Raw genomic sequence first — 18,019 nt, forward strand, 5'->3', positions numbered from 1 at the left:
ATGAGGACGATGCAGCCGGCCCCGCTGGCCGAGGAGGCGTTCGAGGTCCTGCGCGAGGTCTGCGCGAAGATCGGGGTGGACGCGCGGGGCGCGCGGCTCCTGCGGCTGCGCAGCAACGCGGTCTTCAAGCTGCGCGGGAACAGGGTGGGCGGGGACACGGCGGGCGGGGACACGGCGGGCGGGAACACGGCGGGCGGGGAGCTGGTGGTGCGGATCGCCACCGCGCCGGACGCGCTGACCCGGCTGCCGGTGGTCGTGGCGGTCGCCCGCTGGCTCGCCGACCGGGGCTTTCCGACCGTGCGGCCCGCCGACGAGATCGCCGACCAGCCGATCGTGCACAACGGCCGGGCGGTGACCTTCTGGCGGTACGTTCCCTCCCGCGGCCGCCCGACGACCCGGCAGCTCGGCCGGGTGCTGCGCAGCCTGCACCGCGAGCCGGTGCCGCCGATGGGGCTGCGGACGCTCACCGACCCGCTCGCCGAGGTGCGGCACGCGGTGGAGCACCGGGCCGAGGTGCTCACCGCCACCCAGCGGTCCTGGCTGAGCGACCGCATCGAGGAGCTCACCGGGCGCTGGCGCGACCTGGACACCGGCTCGCCGGTGCTGCTGCACGGCGACGCCTGGATCGACAACCTGCTGCGCTGCCAGGACGGGCACGTGGTGCTGTGCGACTGGGACGGCGTGGCCGTCGGCCCGCGCCAGTGGGATCTGGTGCACACCTACCACGGGCAGCGCCGCTTCGGCCTGTCGGCGGCCGACGTGGACGAGTTCGCCCGCGCGTACGGCTCGGACCTGCGGCTGTGGCCCGGCTACAGCACGCTGATGGAGGTGCGAGACATGTACGCCGTGGGCATCCATATCCGAAACGCCTCCGGCGACCCGTTCTCCCGGCAGGAGCTGCCTCGGCGGCTCGACTCGCTCACGCGCGGTGACGGGCATGCGCGCTGGTACATGGCGGCACCGGCATAGCCTCGGGTAATCGCGGGTACTCTCCGTACAGGCTGCGAGTGTCGCAGTGGACAATTCCTGAAAACATGGTTTGTAAAAAGCGCACCCGGGTCATCCCGGCGGCGGACGTGCGCGCATTTCCAGCGTCTCACGCGGTCGCGCAACGAATCCGCTACGCAGCCTCATGCTCTCGACCTGGGAACATGGTGTGGCTTCCAAGAAGGAGAAGCAGTTGTCTGAAGGCACTGTCAAGTGGTTCAACGCCGAAAAGGGCTTCGGCTTCATCGCTCCGGACGACGGCACCGCTGACGTGTTCGTTCATTATTCGGCGATCAACTCGAACGGTTATCGGACGCTGGACCAGAACCAGAGGGTCAGCTACGTGACCGTTCAGGGCAACAAGGGACCGCAGGCCGAACAGGTCACGCCGCTCTAGGACGTGACTCACGGTGACATCGCGGCCGTGACCGGCCGCGCCGGCGGTACCACGTCGGCCCGCGCCGCTCCGGCGGCGCGGGCCCGATGTTTTACCGTTCCTTTGCCGGGCATCGGGAACGGTCATGAGACTGAGCATGACCTCCGATCTGTGGTGGAAGAACGCGGTCGTGTACTGCCTTGACATCGAGACCTTCGCCGACGGCAACGGCGACGGGGTCGGTGACTTCAGGGGGGCGATCCAGCGCATCGACCATTTGGACCGGATGGGCGTGACGTGCATCTGGCTGATGCCGTTCTTCCCGACGCCCGACAAGGACGACGGCTACGACATCACCGACTTCTACTCGGTCGATCCCCGCCTCGGCACGCTCGGCGACTTCGTCGAGTTCATGCGGGTGGCCAGGGACCGAGGCATCAGGGTCATCGCCGATCTGGTGGTCAACCACACCTCCGACCAGCATCCCTGGTTCAAGGAGGCGCGCTCCAGCCGGGACTCCCGCTATCGGGACTGGTACATCTGGTCCGACAAGCCGGAGCCCGACGATCCCAAGGGCGTCGTGTTCCCCGACAAGGAGGACAGCCTCTGGGAGTACGACGAGAAGACCGAGCAGTACTACTACCACCGGTTCTACCGATTCCAGCCCGACCTGAACACCACCAACCCCGAGGTGCAGGACGAGATCTCCCGGATCCTCGGGTTCTGGATGGAGCTGGGCCTTTCGGGCTTCCGGGTGGACGCCGTGCCGTTCCTCATCGAGCAGGTCACCGACAGCGGCGACCTCCCCGACCCGCACGAGTTCTTCGCCTGCCTGCGAGCCTTCCTCAGCCGCCGCGACGGCAGCGCCATCCTCCTCGGCGAGGTGAACCTGCCGTACGACGACCTGGTGCGGTACTTCGGCAACGATCTCGGCGACGAGATCACCATGTGCTTCGACTTCATCACCATGCAGCGGACATACCTGTCGCTGGCCCGCCAGAACTCCGGTCCGCTGGCCGCCGCCCTGCGGGAACGCCCCGAGGCGCCCAAGGACTCCCAGTGGGCGACGTTCGTCCGCAACCACGACGAGCTCACGCTCGACAAGCTGAGCGACGCCGAGCGCGAGGAGGTCTTCGCGGCCTTCGGCCCGGACAAGAACATGCAGCTGTTCGGCCGGGGCCTGCGCCGGCGCCTGCCCACGATGCTGGGCGGCGACGTCGACCGGATCAAGATGGTCTACAGCCTGCTGTTCTCCCTGCCGGGCACCCCGGTGCTCTTCTACGGCGAGGAGATCGGCATGGGGGAGAACCTGGAGCTGGAGGGCCGCCAGGCCGTCCGGACGCCCATGCAGTGGACCCCCCACCGCAACGGCGGCTTCAGCGACGCCGACCCCTCGAAGGTGCAGATCCCCATGCCCACCGGGGACTACGGCCCCGAGAAGGTCAACGTCAGCGCGCAGGAGCGCGACCCCGACTCGCTGCTGTCGTGGATCACCCGGCTGATCCGGCACTACCGCGACTGCCCCGAGTTCGCGTGGGGTGAGTACGCGGTGCTCGACACCGGCGTGGACGCGGTGTTCGCCCACCGGGCCGACTGCGACGGCGAGACGGTCGTGGCCGTGCACAATCTCGGCGAGACCGAGGTCGAGGTGGAGATCGCCCTGGACGGGCTCGACTCGTCCAAGGTGCTGACCGACCTGCTGGTGGACGGAACGGTCGAGATCTCCGACTCCGGCCGGGCCCGCTTCCCCATGGGCAGGTACGGCTGCCGCTGGTTCCGCGCCTCCACCCCCGAGACGGCCCCGGCCGATTCCGCCGACGTCTCCTAGGGGTTCCCTCAGGGGCGGCTCGGGTGGATCTCCGATGGGCCGGCGCCTTTCCCACGGCCACAGTGAAGAGTCATGGGAATGGTCTTGGGATACGTGCTGGTCGCGGCCGGCGCCGCCGCGATGCTCGCGCTGCACCTGGTCGGGGGGCTCGACCCGCTCACGGCGACGATCAGCCAGTATTTCTATGCGCCGCACGGCTGGCTGCTGCCGGTCTCGCTGACGTCGATCGCCGTGGGCTCGGCCGTGCTCGCCGTACGGCTGGCGCGGCTGGGCCGGCTGGACCGGCGCGCGCCGCTGCTGGTGGGCATGTGGAGCGCCTGTCTGCTGCTGGTGGCCGGGTTCCCGACCGACCCGCAGGGGCTGCCGTTATCGCTGTCCGGCAACATTCACCGCTATGCGGCCTTCGTCGCCTTCGCCAGCCTGCCGTTGGCCGGGCTGCTCGTCGCCCGGGCCACCCGCTCGCGCCCGGTGCGCGTGCTGTGCGCCGTCGCGCTCGGCTCGCTGCTCCTCGTGGTCCTGCCGTACGCCTTCCGGATGCTGCACCTCGACCCCGGCACGGTGCCGGCCGGGCTCACCCAGCGCCTCACCGTCGTCTCCGAGGTGGCGGCGCTGGTGGCCATGTCCGTGTCGGCGGCAGGGTCGGCGGCGCGGTCGGCGGCGCGGTCAGCCGCCGCAGCTCTGGTAGGTGAAGGTGCCGGCCCGGACCTTGTAGGAGTCACGCACCCGGGTCTTGCCCGTCTGCGTGTCGATTCTGAGGATGGTCACGTGGTCGACTTTCCCCGAGCGGATGAGGTGGAGCGTGACCTCGTGCTCTCCGGTCCAGTCGATCATCTCGACCGAGGCGTCCGTCGGCAGGGAGAAACGGACGGAGCCCGCCGTCCGGTCGGTCGCGGCGTCGTAGAAGCGCAGCATCGCCTTCTTGCCGCTCCCGGTGACGAACGCGACCGTGCGGTCGTCGGAGGACAGCGCCCACGGGACGCCGGCGGCCACGATCTGGGGAGGAACGACGCGGGCCAGCTCGTCGCCCCTGGTGTCGTAGACGCCCAGCCCGGTGGTGTTCTCGTCGGTGTCCTGCTCCACGAGGACGGCTGAGCCGTCGCCGCTGAAGCCCCTGAACGTGCCGAACGCCGGGAGTGTGCCGGTTTCGGTCGCCCCCGAGACGTCGAAGATCCGGGCCCGGCTGCTGCCGTCCTTCACGCTGTAGCCGAGGGCCAGGCGGGCACCGTCCTGGGAGAGCTGCAGCCACGCGTCGTTCATGCCGACGCCGCGCGGGAGCGGCTTCTTCGGCATGACGTGCACCTGGCCGTGGAACTCGCGCACCACCAGGCGATGGTCGGACTTGCGGAAGTAGGCCACCGACTCGCCGTCGCCGCTCACCGAGAGGGGGGCCTGCATCTCCTTGACCGGCTTGCCCTTGGTGTTCAGCGGCCACACCATCGCGTCCTTCAGCGCCACCCGCCTGCCGTCGAGCAGGTCCAGCCGCCAGGTGTGGCACGGTATGTCACCGATGCCCTTGACCGTGCAGGCGTCCACCGAGGCGTACCGGATCGAGTGGTGCGTGGAGTGCTGTGTGGGGGGCGCGGTGCGGGCCGTGGCGGGCACCGCCGCCGCGGAGATCGTGAGCGTGGAGAGGGCGAGGCCGATCAGCCCCAACGTGATCGGCCGCAGCGTGATCGGCAGGGTGGGGTGCCGCATGACTGTCTCCTTTCCGGGAGGTCATGCATTGGACCCGCCCCGGGCGTCGCCGGTTCGTCACAATACGGTTGCGTATGCCTGGCCGTCGAGCGTCTCGAGCGCGTCCTCGATGGTCCGGTGGAAGGTCGGATAGGCATACATCATGTGCCGCAGCCGCATCGTGGGGATCTCGTTCTGCACCGCCACCACCAGTGCGCCGAGCACCTCCCCGCCGTTCGGCCCGGCGCTCGTGGCGCCGACCAGCACGCCGCGCCGCGCGTCCTCCACCAGCTTGACGAAGCCCTCGTGCCCGGCCCCGTGGATCCAGCCCCGGGCCGACTCGCCGGCCGAGGCGAAGCCGACCCGCACGTCGAGCCCGGCCTCCCCGGCCTCCCGCTCCGTCAGGCCGACCGAGGCCACCTCGGGGTCGGTGAACGTGACCCGGGGCACCGCCCGGTAGTCGGCAGCCGGGCCGCCCTCGCCGAGGATGTCGCGGGCCGCGATCCTGCCCTGATAGACGGCGACGTGTGTGTAGGCTCCCCGGCCGGTCACGTCGCCCACGGCCCACACGCCGTCGGCGGCCCGCATCCGCTCGTCCACGGTGACGAACCGGGCGCTCTCGTCGAGGCCGGCGTCCCCGGCGCCGACCGCGGCCAGGTCGGTCCTGCGCCCGGTGGCGACCAGCAGACGCTCGGCGCGGAGGGTCCTGCCGTCCTCCAGTGTGAGCGTGAAGCCGCCCTCGTCGTGCCGCACCCGCTCGGCCGCTATGCCGGTGTGCGTCTCAAGGCCCTCACCGGCGAACACCCGGGCCAGCAGCACGCCCGCCTCGGGCTCCTCCCGAGCCAGCAGGCGGTCGGCGGCCTCCACGACCGACACCCGCGTGCCGAACCGGGCGAACACCTGGGCGAGTTCGCAGCCGACCGCCCCGCCGCCTAGCACGATCAGCGACTCGGGCACGTGCCGAGCCGCGACGGCGTCCCGGTTCGTCCAGTACGGCGTGTCCTCCAGGCCGTCGATCGGGGGGACGGCGGGGCTGGTCCCGGTGGCGAGGACGATCCCGCGCCGTGCCCGCAGCACCCGGCCGTCCACGGTCACCTCCCGCGGCCCGGTGATCCGGCCGCGGCCGCGGACGAGGTGGACGCCCGCGCTCTCGAAGTGCTCCGCCCTGGCGTCGTCGCTCCAGCCGTCGGTGGCCTCGCCGCTGATCCGGTCGATCACCGGGGCCCACCTGGGGGAGACCCGGACCGAGCCGGCCATGCCGGGCACCCGCCGCGCCTCGGCAAGCAGTCCCGCGGCGCGCACCATCATCTTGGAGGGGACGCAGCCCCAGTAGGCGCACTCGCCCCCGATCAGGCCGGCCTCCACGCCGGCGACGCTGAGGCCCGCCTCCGCCAGCCGCCCCGCGACGTCCTCTCCACCCGGTCCCAGGCCGAGCACCACCACGTCGTACATCCCGTCCATGTTCCGTCAACTGCCCAGCCAGGCAGAGCCGTACCGCACGGGAAAGGCGGGTAACACGAGGGGGCGGGCCCGCGCGGGCCCGCCCCCTCGTGTGCGCGGTCGTCAGATGAGACCGAGAGCCCTCACGGCGTCCCGCTCCTCGACCAGCTCGTTGACCGAGGCGTCGATCCGCTCGCGGGAGAACGCGTCGATCTCCAGGCCCTGGACGATCTCCCAGCGGCCGTTCCTGGACACCACCGGGAAGGACGAGATGAGGCCCTCCGGCACGCCGTAGGAGCCGTCGGACGGGATGGCGGCCGAGGTCCAGTCGCCCTCGGGCGTGCCGTTCACCCAGTCGTGCACGTGGTCGATCGCCGCGTTCGCCGCGGAGGCCGCCGAGGACGCGCCGCGCGCCTCGATGATGGCGGCGCCGCGCTTGGCGACGGTCGGGATGAAGGTGTCGCGCAGCCACTCCTGCTCGACCTGCTCGGCCGCGATCTTGCCGCCGACCTCGGCGTGGAAGAGGTCCGGGTACTGCGTGGCGGAGTGGTTGCCCCAGATCGTCATCTTCTTGATCTCGGCCACCGGCACGTTCAGCTTGGCCGCGAGCTGCGAGAGCGCGCGGTTGTGGTCGAGGCGGGTCATCGCGGTGAACCGCTCGGCCGGCACGTCGGGAGCCGCGGACTGCGCGATGAGCGAGTTGGTGTTGGCAGGGTTGCCCACGACGAGCACGCGGATGTCGTCGGCCGCGTGGTCGTTGATGGCCTTGCCCTGCGGGCCGAAGATGCCGCCGTTGGCCTCGAGCAGGTCGCCGCGCTCCATGCCCTTCGTACGCGGGCGGGCGCCGACGAGCAGCGCGATGTTGGTCCCGTCGAAGGCCTTGGCCGGGTCGTCGGAGATCTCGATGCCCCGCAGCAGCGGGAACGCGCAGTCGTCGAGCTCCATCGCGGTGCCCTCGGCCGCCTTGACGGCCTGAGGGATCTCAAGAAGGCTGAGCTTCACCGGGGTGTCCGCCCCGAGGAGCTGGCCCGAGGCGACGCGGAAGAGCAGCGCGTAACCGATCTGGCCGGCTGCGCCGGTGACGGTCACTTTGACGGTCATGACGATCCCCATTCGCGATATGTGTGACTCACGGATGCTACCCGCCGGGCCGTACCCCCTTGTGAGCAGGGCGCGGGAGTGTTCCTCGCGTCGCTCGGATTCCCGCGCCGCTTGGTTTCCGGCTTTCGCGCGCCGGGGCGGTCTGGACGGGACATCCGGCCCCTGGCCACGTGTTTCGCCTGCGAAAGGGTGAAACTTTCACGAAACACGCAGGTGACTTCAGACGTCACGTCGTGACGGAATCCCTGCTCGGACGCGGGGTGAACGTCAGCTCGCGACTTCGCCGCCCGGCGCCCCTTGACGGGTCTCTGTACGGCGCCGGAGGTGGTGCCTATGGTTCGTGGGAGCGCTCCCAAGCGCATATTTATCGCCAGGAGGACCTTCCCAATGAGATCCACCCCCCGACCGGGAGCCGTGAGCTCCACGGTGCGCCGCGGCCTGGTCGCGGCGGCCGTGCTCGCGCTCGGTTCCACGGCGGCCGTCGCCACCGCCACATCGGCGAGCGCCGCGGTCTCCTGCAAAGTCAACTACACCGCCAGCGAGTGGCAGGGCGGCATGTCCGCCAACCTGACCATCCAGAACCTGGGCGACGCGCTCAGCAACTGGACGCTCACGTTCACCTTCCCGAACAGCAGCCAGAAGGTCACCCAGGGCTGGTCGGCCAACTGGAGCCAGTCGGGCAGCAACGTGACCGCGACCGCCCTGGACTGGAACAAGTCCCTGTCCAACGGCGGCTCGACGAGCATCGGCTTCAACGGGTCCTGGAGCGGCAGCAACCCGGCGCCGACCGACTTCAAGATCAACGGCGTGTCCTGCAACGGCACCCCGCAGTCGCCGTCGCCGTCGCCGTCGGTTTCCCCGTCGGTCTCCCCATCGGCCTCGCCCTCGGCATCGCCCTCCCCGAGGGTTTCCCCGTCGGCCTCGCCCTCTCCCAGCGTTTCCCCGTCGCCGTCCCCCTCCCCGTCGACCTCGCCGCCGCCGCCCGGGACCCACGTGGACAACCCGTACGACGGTGCGACGGGCTACGTGAACCCGGACTGGTCGGCCAGCGCGAAGTCCGAGCCGGGCGGCTCGCGGGTGGCCAATATCTCCACGGCGGTCTGGCTGGACCGCATCGCCGCGATCAGCTCCGGCTCGGCCGGCAACAACAGCATGGGCCTGCGTGACCACCTCGACGAGGCGGTCAGGCAGGACGCGGCCAACGGCAGCGCGCCTCTCACGATCCAGGTCGTCATCTACGACCTGCCGAACCGCGACTGCTCGGCGCTCGCCTCCAACGGTGAGCTGAAGATCGCGCAGAACGGCCTCGCGCGGTACAAGTCCGAGTACATCGACGTGATCGCCGGGATCCTGTCGGACTCGAAGTACTCGAACCTCCGCATCGTGACGGTCATCGAGCCCGACTCGCTGCCGAACCTGATCACCAACGTGAACGCGTTCCAGGCGTGCCAGGAGGCCCAGTCCTCCGGCGCCTACGTCCAGGGCGTGCAGTACGCGCTGAACAAGCTGCACGCGATCCGGAACGTCTACACCTACGTGGACGCGGCGCACCACGCCTGGCTCGGCTGGGACAGCAACTTCGGTCCGATGGTGAACCTCTTCTACCAGGTCGCGAGCGGCACCACCGCGGGTACGAGCAGCATCGACGGGTTCATCGTGAACACCGCCAACTTCTCCGCGACCGTCGAGCCGTACTTCAACATCAACACCACCGTGAACGGCCAGTCGGTGCGTCAGTCCAAGTGGGTCGACTGGAACTACTACGTGGACGAGCAGTCGTTCGCGGTCGGTCTCCGCAACGCCCTGGTGGCGAAGGGCTTCCCGAACACGCTGGGCATGCTGATCGACACCTCCCGCAACGGCTGGGGCGGCTCGGCCCGTCCGACCAAGGCGAGCACGTCGACCGACGTCAACACCTTCGTCAACGAGTCGCGCGTCGACCGCCGTATCCACGCCGGCAACTGGTGCAACCAGTCCGGCGCCGGCATGGGCGAGCGGCCGAAGGCGAACCCCGCCGCCGGTCTCGACGCCTACGTCTGGATCAAGCCTCCGGGTGAGTCCGACGGCTCCAGCTCCGCCATCAACAACGACGAGGGCAAGGGCTTCGACCGGATGTGCGACCCGACCTACACCGGTAACAGCCTGAACGGCAACAGCATGTCCGGTGCTCTGCCGAACGCCCCGGTTTCGGGCCACTGGTTCTCCGCGCAGTTCCAGCAGCTCATGCAGAACGCCTACCCGCCGCTCTCGTAACACGAGCCGCGCCAGGCGCACAAGAAAGCGGGCCCCGTCGCATTGCGGCGGGGCCCGCCCCTTTTTCCCGGCCACGGGGCCGGTCAGGTGTAGTGGTTCGACCGGCTGCTGCGGGTGAGCTTGAGCACGACCGACACGATCAGCGCGATCGCGCCAATGATCAGAACCCACTTCAGCGCCCCGAAGATGAGCCCGATGACGGAGCCGAGAAGGAAGAACCCGACGATTACGGCTGCGGCGATGAGGAGAATGCGTCCCATACCTTCACCGTACGGGCCGCCCTCCCGCCGATCACAGGGCCGAAGGCCAAGTTCAGGGCAGACTCAGGGTCATCTCAGGGTGGGGGAGGGGGCCCGCTGGAGCGTCAGTCGTTGGCGTGCAGCGCGGCGTTGAGCTCGATGCCCCTGCTGTCGCGGGACACCGCCTCGACCGCCCCGGTCGTCGAGTTGCGGCGCAGCAGCAGGCCCGACTTGCCCGACAGCTCCCTGGCCTTCACGACCGATCCGTCCGGCAGCGTGACCTTGGTGCCCGCCGTGACGTACAGCCCGGCCTCCACCACGCAGTCGTCGCCCAGCGAGATGCCGATGCCGGAGTTGGCCCCGAGCAGGCACCGCTCGCCGATCGAGATGACCTCCTTGCCGCCGCCGGACAGCGTGCCCATGATCGAGGCGCCGCCGCCCACGTCGGACCCGTCGCCCACGACGACCCCGGCCGAGATGCGGCCCTCCACCATGGAGACGCCGAGCGTGCCGGCGTTGTAGTTGACGAAGCCCTCGTGCATGACGGTGGTGCCGCTCGCCAGGTGGGCGCCGAGCCGTACGCGGTCGGCGTCGGCGACCCGCACCCCGGACGGCAGCACGTAGTCGACCATCCGGGGGAACTTGTCCACGCCGTACACGGTCACCGGGCCCCGGGCCCGCAGGCGCAGCCGCACCTCCTCGAAGCCCTCCACCTTGCACGGGCCGTGGTTGGTCCACACGACGTTGGCCAGCAGCCCGAAGATCCCGTCGAGGTTGACCGTGCGCGGCCGGACCAGACGGTGGGACAGCAGGTGCAGGCGCAGGTACACGTCGTGCGCGTCGACCGGCGGGGCCGACAGGTCGGCGATGCCGGTGCGCACGGCCACGACCTCGACGCCCCGGGCGGGGTCGGGGCCGACCAGCTCCGCCATGCCCTCGCCGAGATTCTCGCCCGCGATCGGCTCGGTGCCCACGGCCGGGGGCTCGCCCAGCGCCGGGAAGGGGAACCAGGTGTCCAGCACGGTGCCGTCCGCGGCGATCGTGGCGAGGCCGATGCCGTACGCACCCGAGGTGGTGGAGTCGATAGCTGTCATGTGCACCTACGCTACCGGCTCACCCGCGTCATCACCTGGGCGGACGAGGCCCGACTCGTAGGCGTACCGGACGGCCTGGGCGCGGTCGCGCAGACCGAGCTTGGCGAGCAGGCGGTTCATGTGCGTGCTCACCGTCGCCTCACTGATCGACAGCGTTTTCGCGATCTCGCCGTTCGACAGTCCCCGCGCGACCAGGCGCAGCACCTGCTCCTCCCGCGCGGTGAGCCCCGTCTCGGGCGGCGGCGCGGCGGGCCGCGCGCGGCGGTAGGCGTCGACGACCCGGCCCGTGACCGCGGGGTCGAGCAGCACCTCCCCCCGGGCGGCGCTGCGGATCGCGGCGAACAGGTGCTCGGGCGGCGAGACCTTGAGCAGGAAGCCGCTCACCCCGGTGTGCAGGGCCTGGTCGAGGTTCTCGTCGGTGTCGTAGGTCGTCAGCATGATCACGCGCGGCGGCTCGGGCGTGGACAGGATCCGCCGGGCCGCCTCCAGGCCGTCGAGCCGCGGCATCGCGATGTCGAGCAGCACGACGTCGGGCCGCAGGCTCCGGGCCAGCTCCGTGCCGTGGAACAGCGCGGCCCGCTCCCGCATGCCGATCAGCTTGAGCGCGTTGGTGAGCGCCTCCTGCACGATGCGGTAGGCCGACAGGTCGAGCCCGGCGGGCAGCGGCACCGGGTCTCCCCGCACCTCCAGGGTCACGTCGAGCCCCGCCGCCCCGACCTGCTCCAGTAGGTCGTCCAGCCGGTCGAGGCCGGCCTGCGGGCCCGAGTCGGCCTGCGGCCCGCGCAGCAGGCCCAGCATCCGGCGCAGCTTGTCCACGGCGCCCCGGCCCGTCTCCTCGATCGACGCGAGCACCTGCCGCTCGCGCTCCTGGTCCTCCCGCAGCATGAGCCGTACGCCGCCGGTCTGCATGGTCATCACGCTGACGCTGTGGGCGACGATGTCGTGCAGTTCGCGGGCGATGCGGGCGCGCTCCTCCGCCACCGCCTCGCGGGCCAGCAGCTCGCCGCGTTCGGCGGCCTGAACGGCGAGCACGCGGTGGCGGCGCACGGCCAGGCCGGCTCCGGCCGCGATCGCGGACATCACCACGGCCATCGCCTGGCAGATGCCCGGCATGATCGGGTCGTTCCTCGGCCTCGTGCTCGTCGCCGTCGCGTACGCCTGGGGAGGCCGGGCCGGGTGGTGGTTCCCGGCCGGCGTGCTCGCCGGCATCCTCGTCTGGCTGTTCGGCGCGAGCGCGTGGAACCTCGTGCTGGGCCTCGGCGGGCCGGTCATCCTGCTGGTGGTCTTCGGCATCGTCGGCGTCTCGATGATCCGCATGCGCGACGAGGAGTGGGCGACCCCCGCCGCCGCGTGACCAGCGTTAACGGACTGTTTCAGTGGGTCCCTGGTTGAAGGGGGACATTACGGGGAAAATTGACTCGGCACGACCGAGTCGCGTAAATCTCGGCCCGATGGGGGGCGAATGACCGACGTGCAGAGGTACGCGAGGGACTGCTTCCGCGGGGTCACCTCCGACCGGTTGGGCGTCGAGCTGGAGTTCCTGGTCTTCGACGCGGACAACCCCGCGCTTCCCGTCCCCATCGCCCGGATCGCGGGCCTGCTCCCCGCGCGGCTCCCGGGCGGCAGCCGGGTGACGTTCGAACCGGGCGGGCAGCTCGAACTGTCCGCCCCGCCGGACGTCCCGCCCGCCGCGATCGCGAAACTCACCGGCGACGTCGACGCCGTACGGCTCGCGCTCGCCCGGGCCGGGTTGCGGCTGGGCGGCCGCGGGCTGGACGCGCTCCGCCCGCCCCTGCGGCAGTTACGAGAGCCCAGGTATGAGGCGATGGCCGCGTTCCTGGAGCGGCCGCACGGTCTGACGATGATGTGCTCGACGGCGTCGGTCCAGGTCAACCTGGACTTCGGCGAGGACCCCCGGGCCCGCTGGGAACGGGTCCATGTGCTCGGCCCGGTGCTGGTGGCGGCCTTCGCCAACTCGCCCGCCGACGGATGGGCCTCCGGCCGCCAGGCCGTGTGGGGCAGGCTCGACCCGAGCAGGACGGCGCCGGTCGCGCGGAACGGCGACCCGGTGGACGACTGGGCGCGCTACCTCCTCGACGCCCGCCTCATGCTGGTCCGGGGGACCGGCGGTCTCCTGCCGGTCCTCGACGGCTCGGCGTTCCGCGACTTCGCCCGCGTGGCCGGGCGGCCTCCTGGCGAGGCCGACCTCGCCTACCACGCCACCACGCTCTTCCCGCCCGTACGGCCACGGGGCTGGCTGGAGGTGCGCTACCTCGACGCGCAGGGGGCCTCCGAGTGGCCCGTGTGCGTGGCCGTCGTCCACGCGCTCGTCACCGACGACCGTGCCGCCGGGGCGGCGCTGGAGGCGGCCAGGCCGGTCGCCCACCGGTGGGCGGACGCCGCCCGCCTCGGTCTCGCCGACCCCGATCTGCGCCGGTCGGCCTCGGCCTGCTTCGCCGCCGCCGCCGAGGCCCTGCCCCGCCTCGGGGCCGAGCCCTCGCTGGTCGCCCGGGTCCGCGCGTTCGCCTCTCGGCACATCGAATCCGGCCGATCGCCGGCCGCCGACCAGATGGAGGAGATGTTCGCGTGACCGATCTCGACGCCGTCCTCGGCAACGCCGGCCCGACCGGCCTGAAGGAGCGGATCGCCGCCGAGCTCGCGGCCGTACGCGAGCGCTCGCTCGCCTACACCGACGCCGACGACGACATGCTCGTGCGCCAGCACTCGCCCCTGATGTCGCCGCTGGTCTGGGACCTCGCGCACGTCGGCAACTACGAGGAGCTGTGGGTGCTGCGCGAGGTGGGCGGCATCGAGCCGCTGCGCCCGGAGATCGACCACCTCTACGACGCGTTCAAGCATCCGCGCAAGGACAGGCCGTCGCTCCCGCTGCTGGGCCCGGCCGAGGCGAGGAAGTACATCTCCGGCGTGCGCGGCCGGGTGCTCGACGTGCTCGACCAGGTGGACCTGACCGACCCCGATCCGCTGCGGGCGGCCGGCTACGTCTTCGGGCTGGTGCTGCAGCACGAGCACCAGCACGACGAGACCATGCTCGCCACGCTCCAGCTGTCCCGGCGGCCCGGCCTGGTCCGCGACGGGGAACTGCCGCCCGGCAGGCCCGCCGCCGAGCCCGAGGTCCACATCCCCGCCGGGGTCTTCACGATGGGCACCGACACCGTGGCCTGGGCGTACGACAACGAGCGGCCGGCCCACCGGCTGTACCTGCCGGGCTACGCGATCGACCGCCATCCCGTCACCAACGGGGCCTACCTGGAGTTCGTCGAGGACGGCGGCTACCGCGACCCGCGCTGGTGGCTGCCGCAGGGCTGGGAGTGGGCCGAGCGGAACGGCGTGGAGGCGCCGCTGTTCTGGACACGCGACGGGGACACCTGGTGGCGGGTCAGGTTCGGCCGGGAGGAGCCCGTGCCGCCGGACGAGCCGGTGCAGCACGTCTCCTGGTACGAGGCCGACGCGTACGCCCGGTGGGCGGGCAAGCGCCTGCCGACCGAGGCCGAGTGGGAGAAGGCGTGCGGAGGCCGCAGATACCCCTGGGGCGAGGCCGACCCCGGCCATCTCGGGCGCTGGGCCAACCTCGGCCACCGGGCGGCCCGGCCCGCGGCGGCGGGGGCGTACCCGGACGGCGCGAGCCCCTACGGCGTGGAGCAGCTCGTCGGCGACGTGTGGGAGTGGACCGACTCCTGGTTCCAGCCGTATCCCGGCTACCGGTGCTTCCCCTACGAGGAGTACAGCAAGGTCTTCTTCGGGGATACCTACCGGGTGCTGCGCGGCGGGTCGTGGGCCACCCATCCCTCCGCCGTGCGCACGACCTTCCGCAACTGGGACTACCCGATCCGGCGGCAGATCTTCGCCGGGTTCCGCTGCGCCCGGTCGGAGGAGTGAGGGGATGTGCCGCCACGCGGCGTGGCTGGGCCCGGCGCGGTCCCTGACCACGCTCATCAGCGACCCCGAATACGGCCTGCTGCGCCAGTCGTACGCGCCGCGCCTGCAGAAGTACGGAACGGTGAACGCCGACGGGTTCGGCTTCGGCTGGTACGACGGGTCACGCCCCGTGCGCTACCGCCGTACGGTGCCGATCTGGGCGGACGCCAACATGCCCGGCCTCGCCGCGGCGGCCCGCTCGTCCTGCCTGCTGGCGGCGGTGCGGTCGGCCACGGTCGGGATGCCGATCGAGGAGACGGCCACCGCGCCGTTCGCCGACGGGCCCTGGCTGCTCAGCCACAACGGCAGGGTCCGGCGCGAGGCCGTCCGGCCCCTCACGGCCGACGCGGAGAGCATGTGCGACTCGGCGTGGCTCGCCTCGGCGGTGTTCGCCCGGCTCCGCGCCGGACTCCCACTTGCCGACGCGCTGGCCGACGTCGTCAGCGCGGCCGCCGAGGGCGACCCGGAGGCCCGGCTCAACCTGCTCGTCACGGGAGGTTCCCACCTGGCCGCCGTCGCGTGGGGCGACACGTTGTTCACGCACCTGGAGGAGGGGGTGCTCGTCGCGAGCGAGCCGCTGGACGACCGGCCGGGCTGGCGGGCCGTGCCCGACCGGAGCCTGCTGCTCGCGTCCCCCGACGGCGTTTCGGTGACACCCATCGATTGAGAGGAGGGCGCATGAGCGAGGGTAGCGAGCGAATCAATGGGCGCATGAGCGTTACCGATCATCTCGGCGGCGACTACCTGCGCCAGGCTCTGGAGAACGACGTACGCGCCGGGCTCACCTCGTCGCCCAAGTGGCTGCCCCCCAAATGGTTCTACGACGCCGCGGGCAGCGAGCTGTTCTCCCGGATCACCCGGCTGGCGGAGTACTACCCCACCCGGCGCGAGCTGGAGATCCTGCGCCGCCGCGCCGTCGACGTCGCGGGCCTCAGTCGCGCCGACACGCTCGTCGAGCTGGGCTCGGGCACCAGCGAGAAGACCGTGCTGCTGCTCGACGCGCTGGCCAACGCGGGCACCCTGCGGGCCTACACGCCGGTCGACGTGGACGACGTCACGCTGGAGGCCGCGGCGGAGCGGCTCGCCGTACGCTACCCCGGGCTGGACGTGCGGCCGGTGCGCGCCGACTTCGAGCAGCACCTGGCGCTGCTGCCGAGGACCGGCAGGCGGCTGGTGGCCTTCCTCGGCGGCACGATCGGCAACCTCCCGCCCGCCGCGCGGGAGGTGTTCCTCAAGGAACTGCGCGCCACGCTGCGGCCGGGGGACACCCTGCTGCTCGGCACCGACCTCGTGAAGGACAGGGGACGGCTGGTCGCGGCGTACGACGACCCGGGGGGCGTGACGGCCGCCTTCAACCGCAACGTGCTGCACGTGCTCAACCGGGAGCTGGACGCCGGCTTCGAGCCGGAGGCGTTCGAGCACGTCGCGCTGTGGGACGAGGACAACGACTGGATCGAGATGCGGCTGCGGGCGACCCGGCCCATGGAGGTCCCGATCAGGGCGCTCGGCCTCACGGTCGCCTTCGCCGAGGGCGAGGAGACGCGCACGGAGATCAGCGCCAAGTTCCGCAGGGAGGGCGTGCTCGACGAGCTGTCGCGGGCCGGGTTCGCCGTCTGCCGCTGGTACACCGACGGCGCCGACGACTTCGCACTGACCCTGGCCGCGGTGTCACCGGCTGAGCGCCTGCCCACCGCCCACGGGTGAGACGCTCGCGGGCAGCGGCAGGCGCAGGACGAAGCGGGCGCCGCGCGGGGAGTCCTCGACTCGAAGCGTCCCGTGGTGCGCGTCCGCCGTGATGCGGCACAGGGCGAGGCCCAGCCCGGTGCCCTTGGGGTCGCGGCGGCGCCCGTCCTTCAGCCGGACGAACGGCTCGAAGACCCGCTCGCGGTCCTCCGGCGCGATGCCGTCGCCGTCGTCGAGCACGGTGACGACCGCCTCGTCCCCGGTCCGCTCGACCGTGACATCGACCCTGCTGTAGGCGTGGCGCTGGGCGTTGACCAGCAGGTTGGTCAGCACGCCGCACAGCTGGACCCGGTTGCCGAGGACGGTCACGTCGTCCTTGACCTCGGTTCGCACGGGCACGCCGTCCGTACGGGCGGCGGCCTCCTCCCGCACGAGCGTCCCGAGGTCGACCGACTCGGGTTCGGCGGTCGCGGCCGTGCGGACGCGGGCGACCGTGAGCATCTCGTCGATGATCGCCTGGCACCGCTCGGTGGTGCGCACCGCCGTACGGATCGTCTCGTACGGATCGGTCTCCTCGCGGTAGAGCAGGGCCTCCTCCAGTTGCGTGCGCAGCCCGGCGAGCGGGGTCCGCAGCTCGTGGGAGACCATCGAGGCGAAGTGCCGCTGCTGGCGCACCGAGGAGTCGAGGCGGTCGAGGAAGTTGTTGGAGGCACGGGCGAGCTCGGCGATCTCGTCGCGCCCGGGCGGCTGGGGGACCCGCAGGCTCAGGTCGCGCACGCTGATCTCGGTCACCCTCTCGCGAATCTCTCTGACCGGGCGCAGCGTGCGGCCCGCGGCGCGCCAGCTCGCCCAGGTCCATCCGGCGGTCATCAGCAGCACTCCGATCGCGATGAACAGTTCCAGCCGCCGCGTGGCCAGGAGGCCGGGTTCGGTCCTCCCCGCGTACACGGCGTGCGGCTCGCCGTCCCAGAACAGCCGGGACTGCACCGGCAGGACCCGTACGGCGGTGAGCACGACGCACCGGCCCTCGTCGGGGCACTCGATCCGGTACTGCAGGCGGTCCTGGCCGGTGGGGAAGGGGGAGGTCAGCGGAGCCCGGCCGCTCGCCGCCCGGCTGGCGGTGATCACCCGGTTGCGGGAGTCGACGAGCTGCACCAGGTCCTCGTGCGCGGCGGGCGGCTCGGGGACGCCGTTGGGGCCCATCGAGGCGATCCATTCGGTGGCCACCCGCTGGGTGTCCATGAAGAGATGGCTGTGGATCCGGTTCCGTACGGCGATGTCCAGACCGAACCCGATCACCGTGAGGACGACGAGGGAGAGGACCGCGCTCATCACGGCGGTCCGAGCCTGGATCGAGCGCGGGCGTAAAAGGGAAGGCATGTGCCAGCCCGCCATGACCCCTCCGTCC

General features: G+C 71.4%; 16 protein-coding genes and 1 pseudogene. 10 read left to right on the forward strand and 7 right to left on the reverse strand.

Going from position 1 to position 18,019, the window contains the following annotated elements; all coding sequences use genetic code 11:
• The 4 genes and pseudogenes from ACQEVJ_RS08505 to ACQEVJ_RS08520 all read left to right on the forward strand — a co-directional run.
• Positions 1–969, forward strand: a complete 969-nt coding sequence (locus ACQEVJ_RS08505; protein WP_433098896.1) for a phosphotransferase enzyme family protein — start codon at positions 1–3, stop codon at positions 967–969.
• Positions 970–1,180: 211 nt separating this feature from the next.
• Positions 1,181–1,384, forward strand: a complete 204-nt coding sequence (locus ACQEVJ_RS08510) for a cold-shock protein (RefSeq protein ID WP_079315906.1) — start codon at positions 1,181–1,183, stop codon at positions 1,382–1,384.
• Positions 1,385–1,520: 136 nt separating this feature from the next.
• On the forward strand, positions 1,521–3,191 hold the full coding sequence (locus ACQEVJ_RS08515) for an alpha-amylase family protein (protein ID WP_433098898.1): 1,671 nt from the start codon (positions 1,521–1,523) through the stop codon (positions 3,189–3,191).
• Between the two features lie 120 nt (positions 3,192–3,311).
• Positions 3,312–3,758, forward strand: a pseudogene (locus tag ACQEVJ_RS08520) (DUF998 domain-containing protein); the annotation flags it as partial.
• Between the two features lie 96 nt (positions 3,759–3,854).
• On the opposite strand, the gene ACQEVJ_RS08525 reads toward ACQEVJ_RS08520, so the two are convergent.
• The 3 genes from ACQEVJ_RS08525 to ACQEVJ_RS08535 all read right to left on the reverse strand — a co-directional run bounded on the left by ACQEVJ_RS08525 (position 3,855) and on the right by ACQEVJ_RS08535 (position 7,406).
• A complete protein-coding gene (locus ACQEVJ_RS08525) occupies positions 3,855–4,886 on the reverse strand; it encodes a hypothetical protein (protein ID WP_433113337.1) in 1,032 nt (343 codons plus the stop codon).
• Between the two features lie 57 nt (positions 4,887–4,943).
• Positions 4,944–6,317 (reverse strand): dihydrolipoyl dehydrogenase family protein, encoded by a 1,374-nt coding sequence (locus ACQEVJ_RS08530; protein WP_433098900.1) that lies wholly within the window; start codon positions 6,315–6,317, stop codon positions 4,944–4,946.
• Positions 6,318–6,428: 111 nt separating this feature from the next.
• Positions 6,429–7,406 (reverse strand): malate dehydrogenase, encoded by a 978-nt coding sequence (locus tag ACQEVJ_RS08535; protein WP_433098902.1) that lies wholly within the window; start codon positions 7,404–7,406, stop codon positions 6,429–6,431.
• 387 nt (positions 7,407–7,793) lie between these two features.
• Here ACQEVJ_RS08535 and ACQEVJ_RS08540 point away from each other — a divergent pair, with 387 nt between their 5' ends.
• On the forward strand, positions 7,794–9,659 hold the full coding sequence (locus ACQEVJ_RS08540) for a glycoside hydrolase family 6 protein (protein WP_433098904.1): 1,866 nt from the start codon (positions 7,794–7,796) through the stop codon (positions 9,657–9,659).
• An 83-nt stretch (positions 9,660–9,742) separates the two neighbouring features.
• Here the strand turns inward: ACQEVJ_RS08540 and ACQEVJ_RS08545 are convergent, their stop codons facing one another.
• The 3 genes from ACQEVJ_RS08545 to ACQEVJ_RS08555 all read right to left on the reverse strand — a co-directional run bounded on the left by ACQEVJ_RS08545 (position 9,743) and on the right by ACQEVJ_RS08555 (position 12,105).
• Entirely contained in the window at positions 9,743–9,919 is a 177-nt protein-coding gene (locus ACQEVJ_RS08545; RefSeq protein WP_179155236.1) for a hypothetical protein, read from the reverse strand.
• Positions 9,920–10,023: 104 nt separating this feature from the next.
• Complete coding sequence (gene dapD / locus ACQEVJ_RS08550; RefSeq protein WP_433098906.1) at positions 10,024–10,992, reverse strand: 2,3,4,5-tetrahydropyridine-2,6-dicarboxylate N-succinyltransferase; 969 nt, start codon at positions 10,990–10,992, stop codon at positions 10,024–10,026.
• A gap of 6 nt (positions 10,993–10,998) precedes the next feature.
• Positions 10,999–12,105 carry a LuxR C-terminal-related transcriptional regulator gene (locus ACQEVJ_RS08555; RefSeq protein ID WP_433098908.1) on the reverse strand — a complete coding sequence of 369 codons (1,107 nt, stop codon included), beginning with the start codon at positions 12,103–12,105 and terminating at the stop codon, positions 10,999–11,001.
• Between ACQEVJ_RS08555 and ACQEVJ_RS08560 the strand changes: the two genes are divergently transcribed.
• The 5 genes from ACQEVJ_RS08560 to egtD all read left to right on the forward strand — a co-directional run bounded on the left by ACQEVJ_RS08560 (position 12,095) and on the right by egtD (position 16,632).
• Positions 12,095–12,346, forward strand: a complete 252-nt coding sequence (locus ACQEVJ_RS08560; protein WP_433098910.1) for a hypothetical protein — start codon at positions 12,095–12,097, stop codon at positions 12,344–12,346. The genes ACQEVJ_RS08555 and ACQEVJ_RS08560 overlap by 11 nt on opposite strands.
• A gap of 108 nt (positions 12,347–12,454) precedes the next feature.
• Positions 12,455–13,582, forward strand: coding sequence for an ergothioneine biosynthesis glutamate--cysteine ligase EgtA (egtA, locus tag ACQEVJ_RS08565; protein WP_433098912.1), 1,128 nt, complete (start codon positions 12,455–12,457; stop codon positions 13,580–13,582).
• Positions 13,579–14,889, forward strand: coding sequence for an ergothioneine biosynthesis protein EgtB (gene egtB, locus ACQEVJ_RS08570; RefSeq protein WP_433098914.1), 1,311 nt, complete (start codon positions 13,579–13,581; stop codon positions 14,887–14,889). Before egtA ends, egtB begins: the two co-directional genes overlap by 4 nt.
• 4 nt (positions 14,890–14,893) lie before the next feature.
• On the forward strand, positions 14,894–15,595 hold the full coding sequence (gene egtC, locus ACQEVJ_RS08575) for an ergothioneine biosynthesis protein EgtC (RefSeq protein WP_433098916.1): 702 nt from the start codon (positions 14,894–14,896) through the stop codon (positions 15,593–15,595).
• A gap of 44 nt (positions 15,596–15,639) precedes the next feature.
• Positions 15,640–16,632 carry an L-histidine N(alpha)-methyltransferase gene (egtD, locus tag ACQEVJ_RS08580; protein WP_433098918.1) on the forward strand — a complete coding sequence of 331 codons (993 nt, stop codon included), beginning with the start codon at positions 15,640–15,642 and terminating at the stop codon, positions 16,630–16,632.
• Here the strand turns inward: egtD and ACQEVJ_RS08585 are convergent.
• The gene (locus tag ACQEVJ_RS08585) at positions 16,597–17,943 is read right to left on the reverse strand and encodes a sensor histidine kinase (RefSeq protein WP_433098920.1); all 1,347 of its coding nucleotides are present in this window, start codon (positions 17,941–17,943) and stop codon (positions 16,597–16,599) included. The two genes, egtD and ACQEVJ_RS08585, sit on opposite strands and share 36 nt — an antisense overlap.
• Between the last annotated feature and the right edge of the window lie 76 nt (positions 17,944–18,019).

Origin of the sequence: Microbispora sp. CA-102843, from assembly GCF_050936215.1 — a bacterium.
Classification (GTDB): domain Bacteria; phylum Actinomycetota; class Actinomycetes; order Streptosporangiales; family Streptosporangiaceae; genus Microbispora.

Bases quoted from the DNA above. Each gene is read 5' to 3' on its own strand.
- ACQEVJ_RS08505 (WP_433098896.1), top strand. From the start codon at position 1: ATGAGGACGATGCAGCCGGCCCCGCTGGCCGAGGAGGCGTTCGAGGTC.
- ACQEVJ_RS08515 (WP_433098898.1), top strand. From the start codon at position 1,521: ATGACCTCCGATCTGTGGTGGAAGAACGCGGTCGTGTACTGCCTTGAC.
- ACQEVJ_RS08525 (WP_433113337.1), bottom strand. From the start codon at position 4,886: ATGCGGCACCCCACCCTGCCGATCACGCTGCGGCCGATCACGTTGGGG.
- ACQEVJ_RS08530 (WP_433098900.1), bottom strand. From the start codon at position 6,317: ATGTACGACGTGGTGGTGCTCGGCCTGGGACCGGGTGGAGAGGACGTC.
- ACQEVJ_RS08535 (WP_433098902.1), bottom strand. From the start codon at position 7,406: ATGACCGTCAAAGTGACCGTCACCGGCGCAGCCGGCCAGATCGGTTAC.
- ACQEVJ_RS08540 (WP_433098904.1), top strand. From the start codon at position 7,794: ATGAGATCCACCCCCCGACCGGGAGCCGTGAGCTCCACGGTGCGCCGC.
- ACQEVJ_RS08545 (WP_179155236.1), bottom strand. From the start codon at position 9,919: ATGGGACGCATTCTCCTCATCGCCGCAGCCGTAATCGTCGGGTTCTTC.
- dapD (WP_433098906.1), bottom strand. From the start codon at position 10,992: ATGACAGCTATCGACTCCACCACCTCGGGTGCGTACGGCATCGGCCTC.
- ACQEVJ_RS08560 (WP_433098910.1), top strand. From the start codon at position 12,095: ATGCCCGGCATGATCGGGTCGTTCCTCGGCCTCGTGCTCGTCGCCGTC.
- ACQEVJ_RS08555 (WP_433098908.1), bottom strand. From the start codon at position 12,105: ATGCCGGGCATCTGCCAGGCGATGGCCGTGGTGATGTCCGCGATCGCG.
- egtA (WP_433098912.1), top strand. From the start codon at position 12,455: ATGACCGACGTGCAGAGGTACGCGAGGGACTGCTTCCGCGGGGTCACC.
- egtC (WP_433098916.1), top strand. From the start codon at position 14,894: ATGTGCCGCCACGCGGCGTGGCTGGGCCCGGCGCGGTCCCTGACCACG.
- egtD (WP_433098918.1), top strand. From the start codon at position 15,640: ATGAGCGTTACCGATCATCTCGGCGGCGACTACCTGCGCCAGGCTCTG.
- ACQEVJ_RS08585 (WP_433098920.1), bottom strand. From the start codon at position 17,943: ATGAGCGCGGTCCTCTCCCTCGTCGTCCTCACGGTGATCGGGTTCGGT.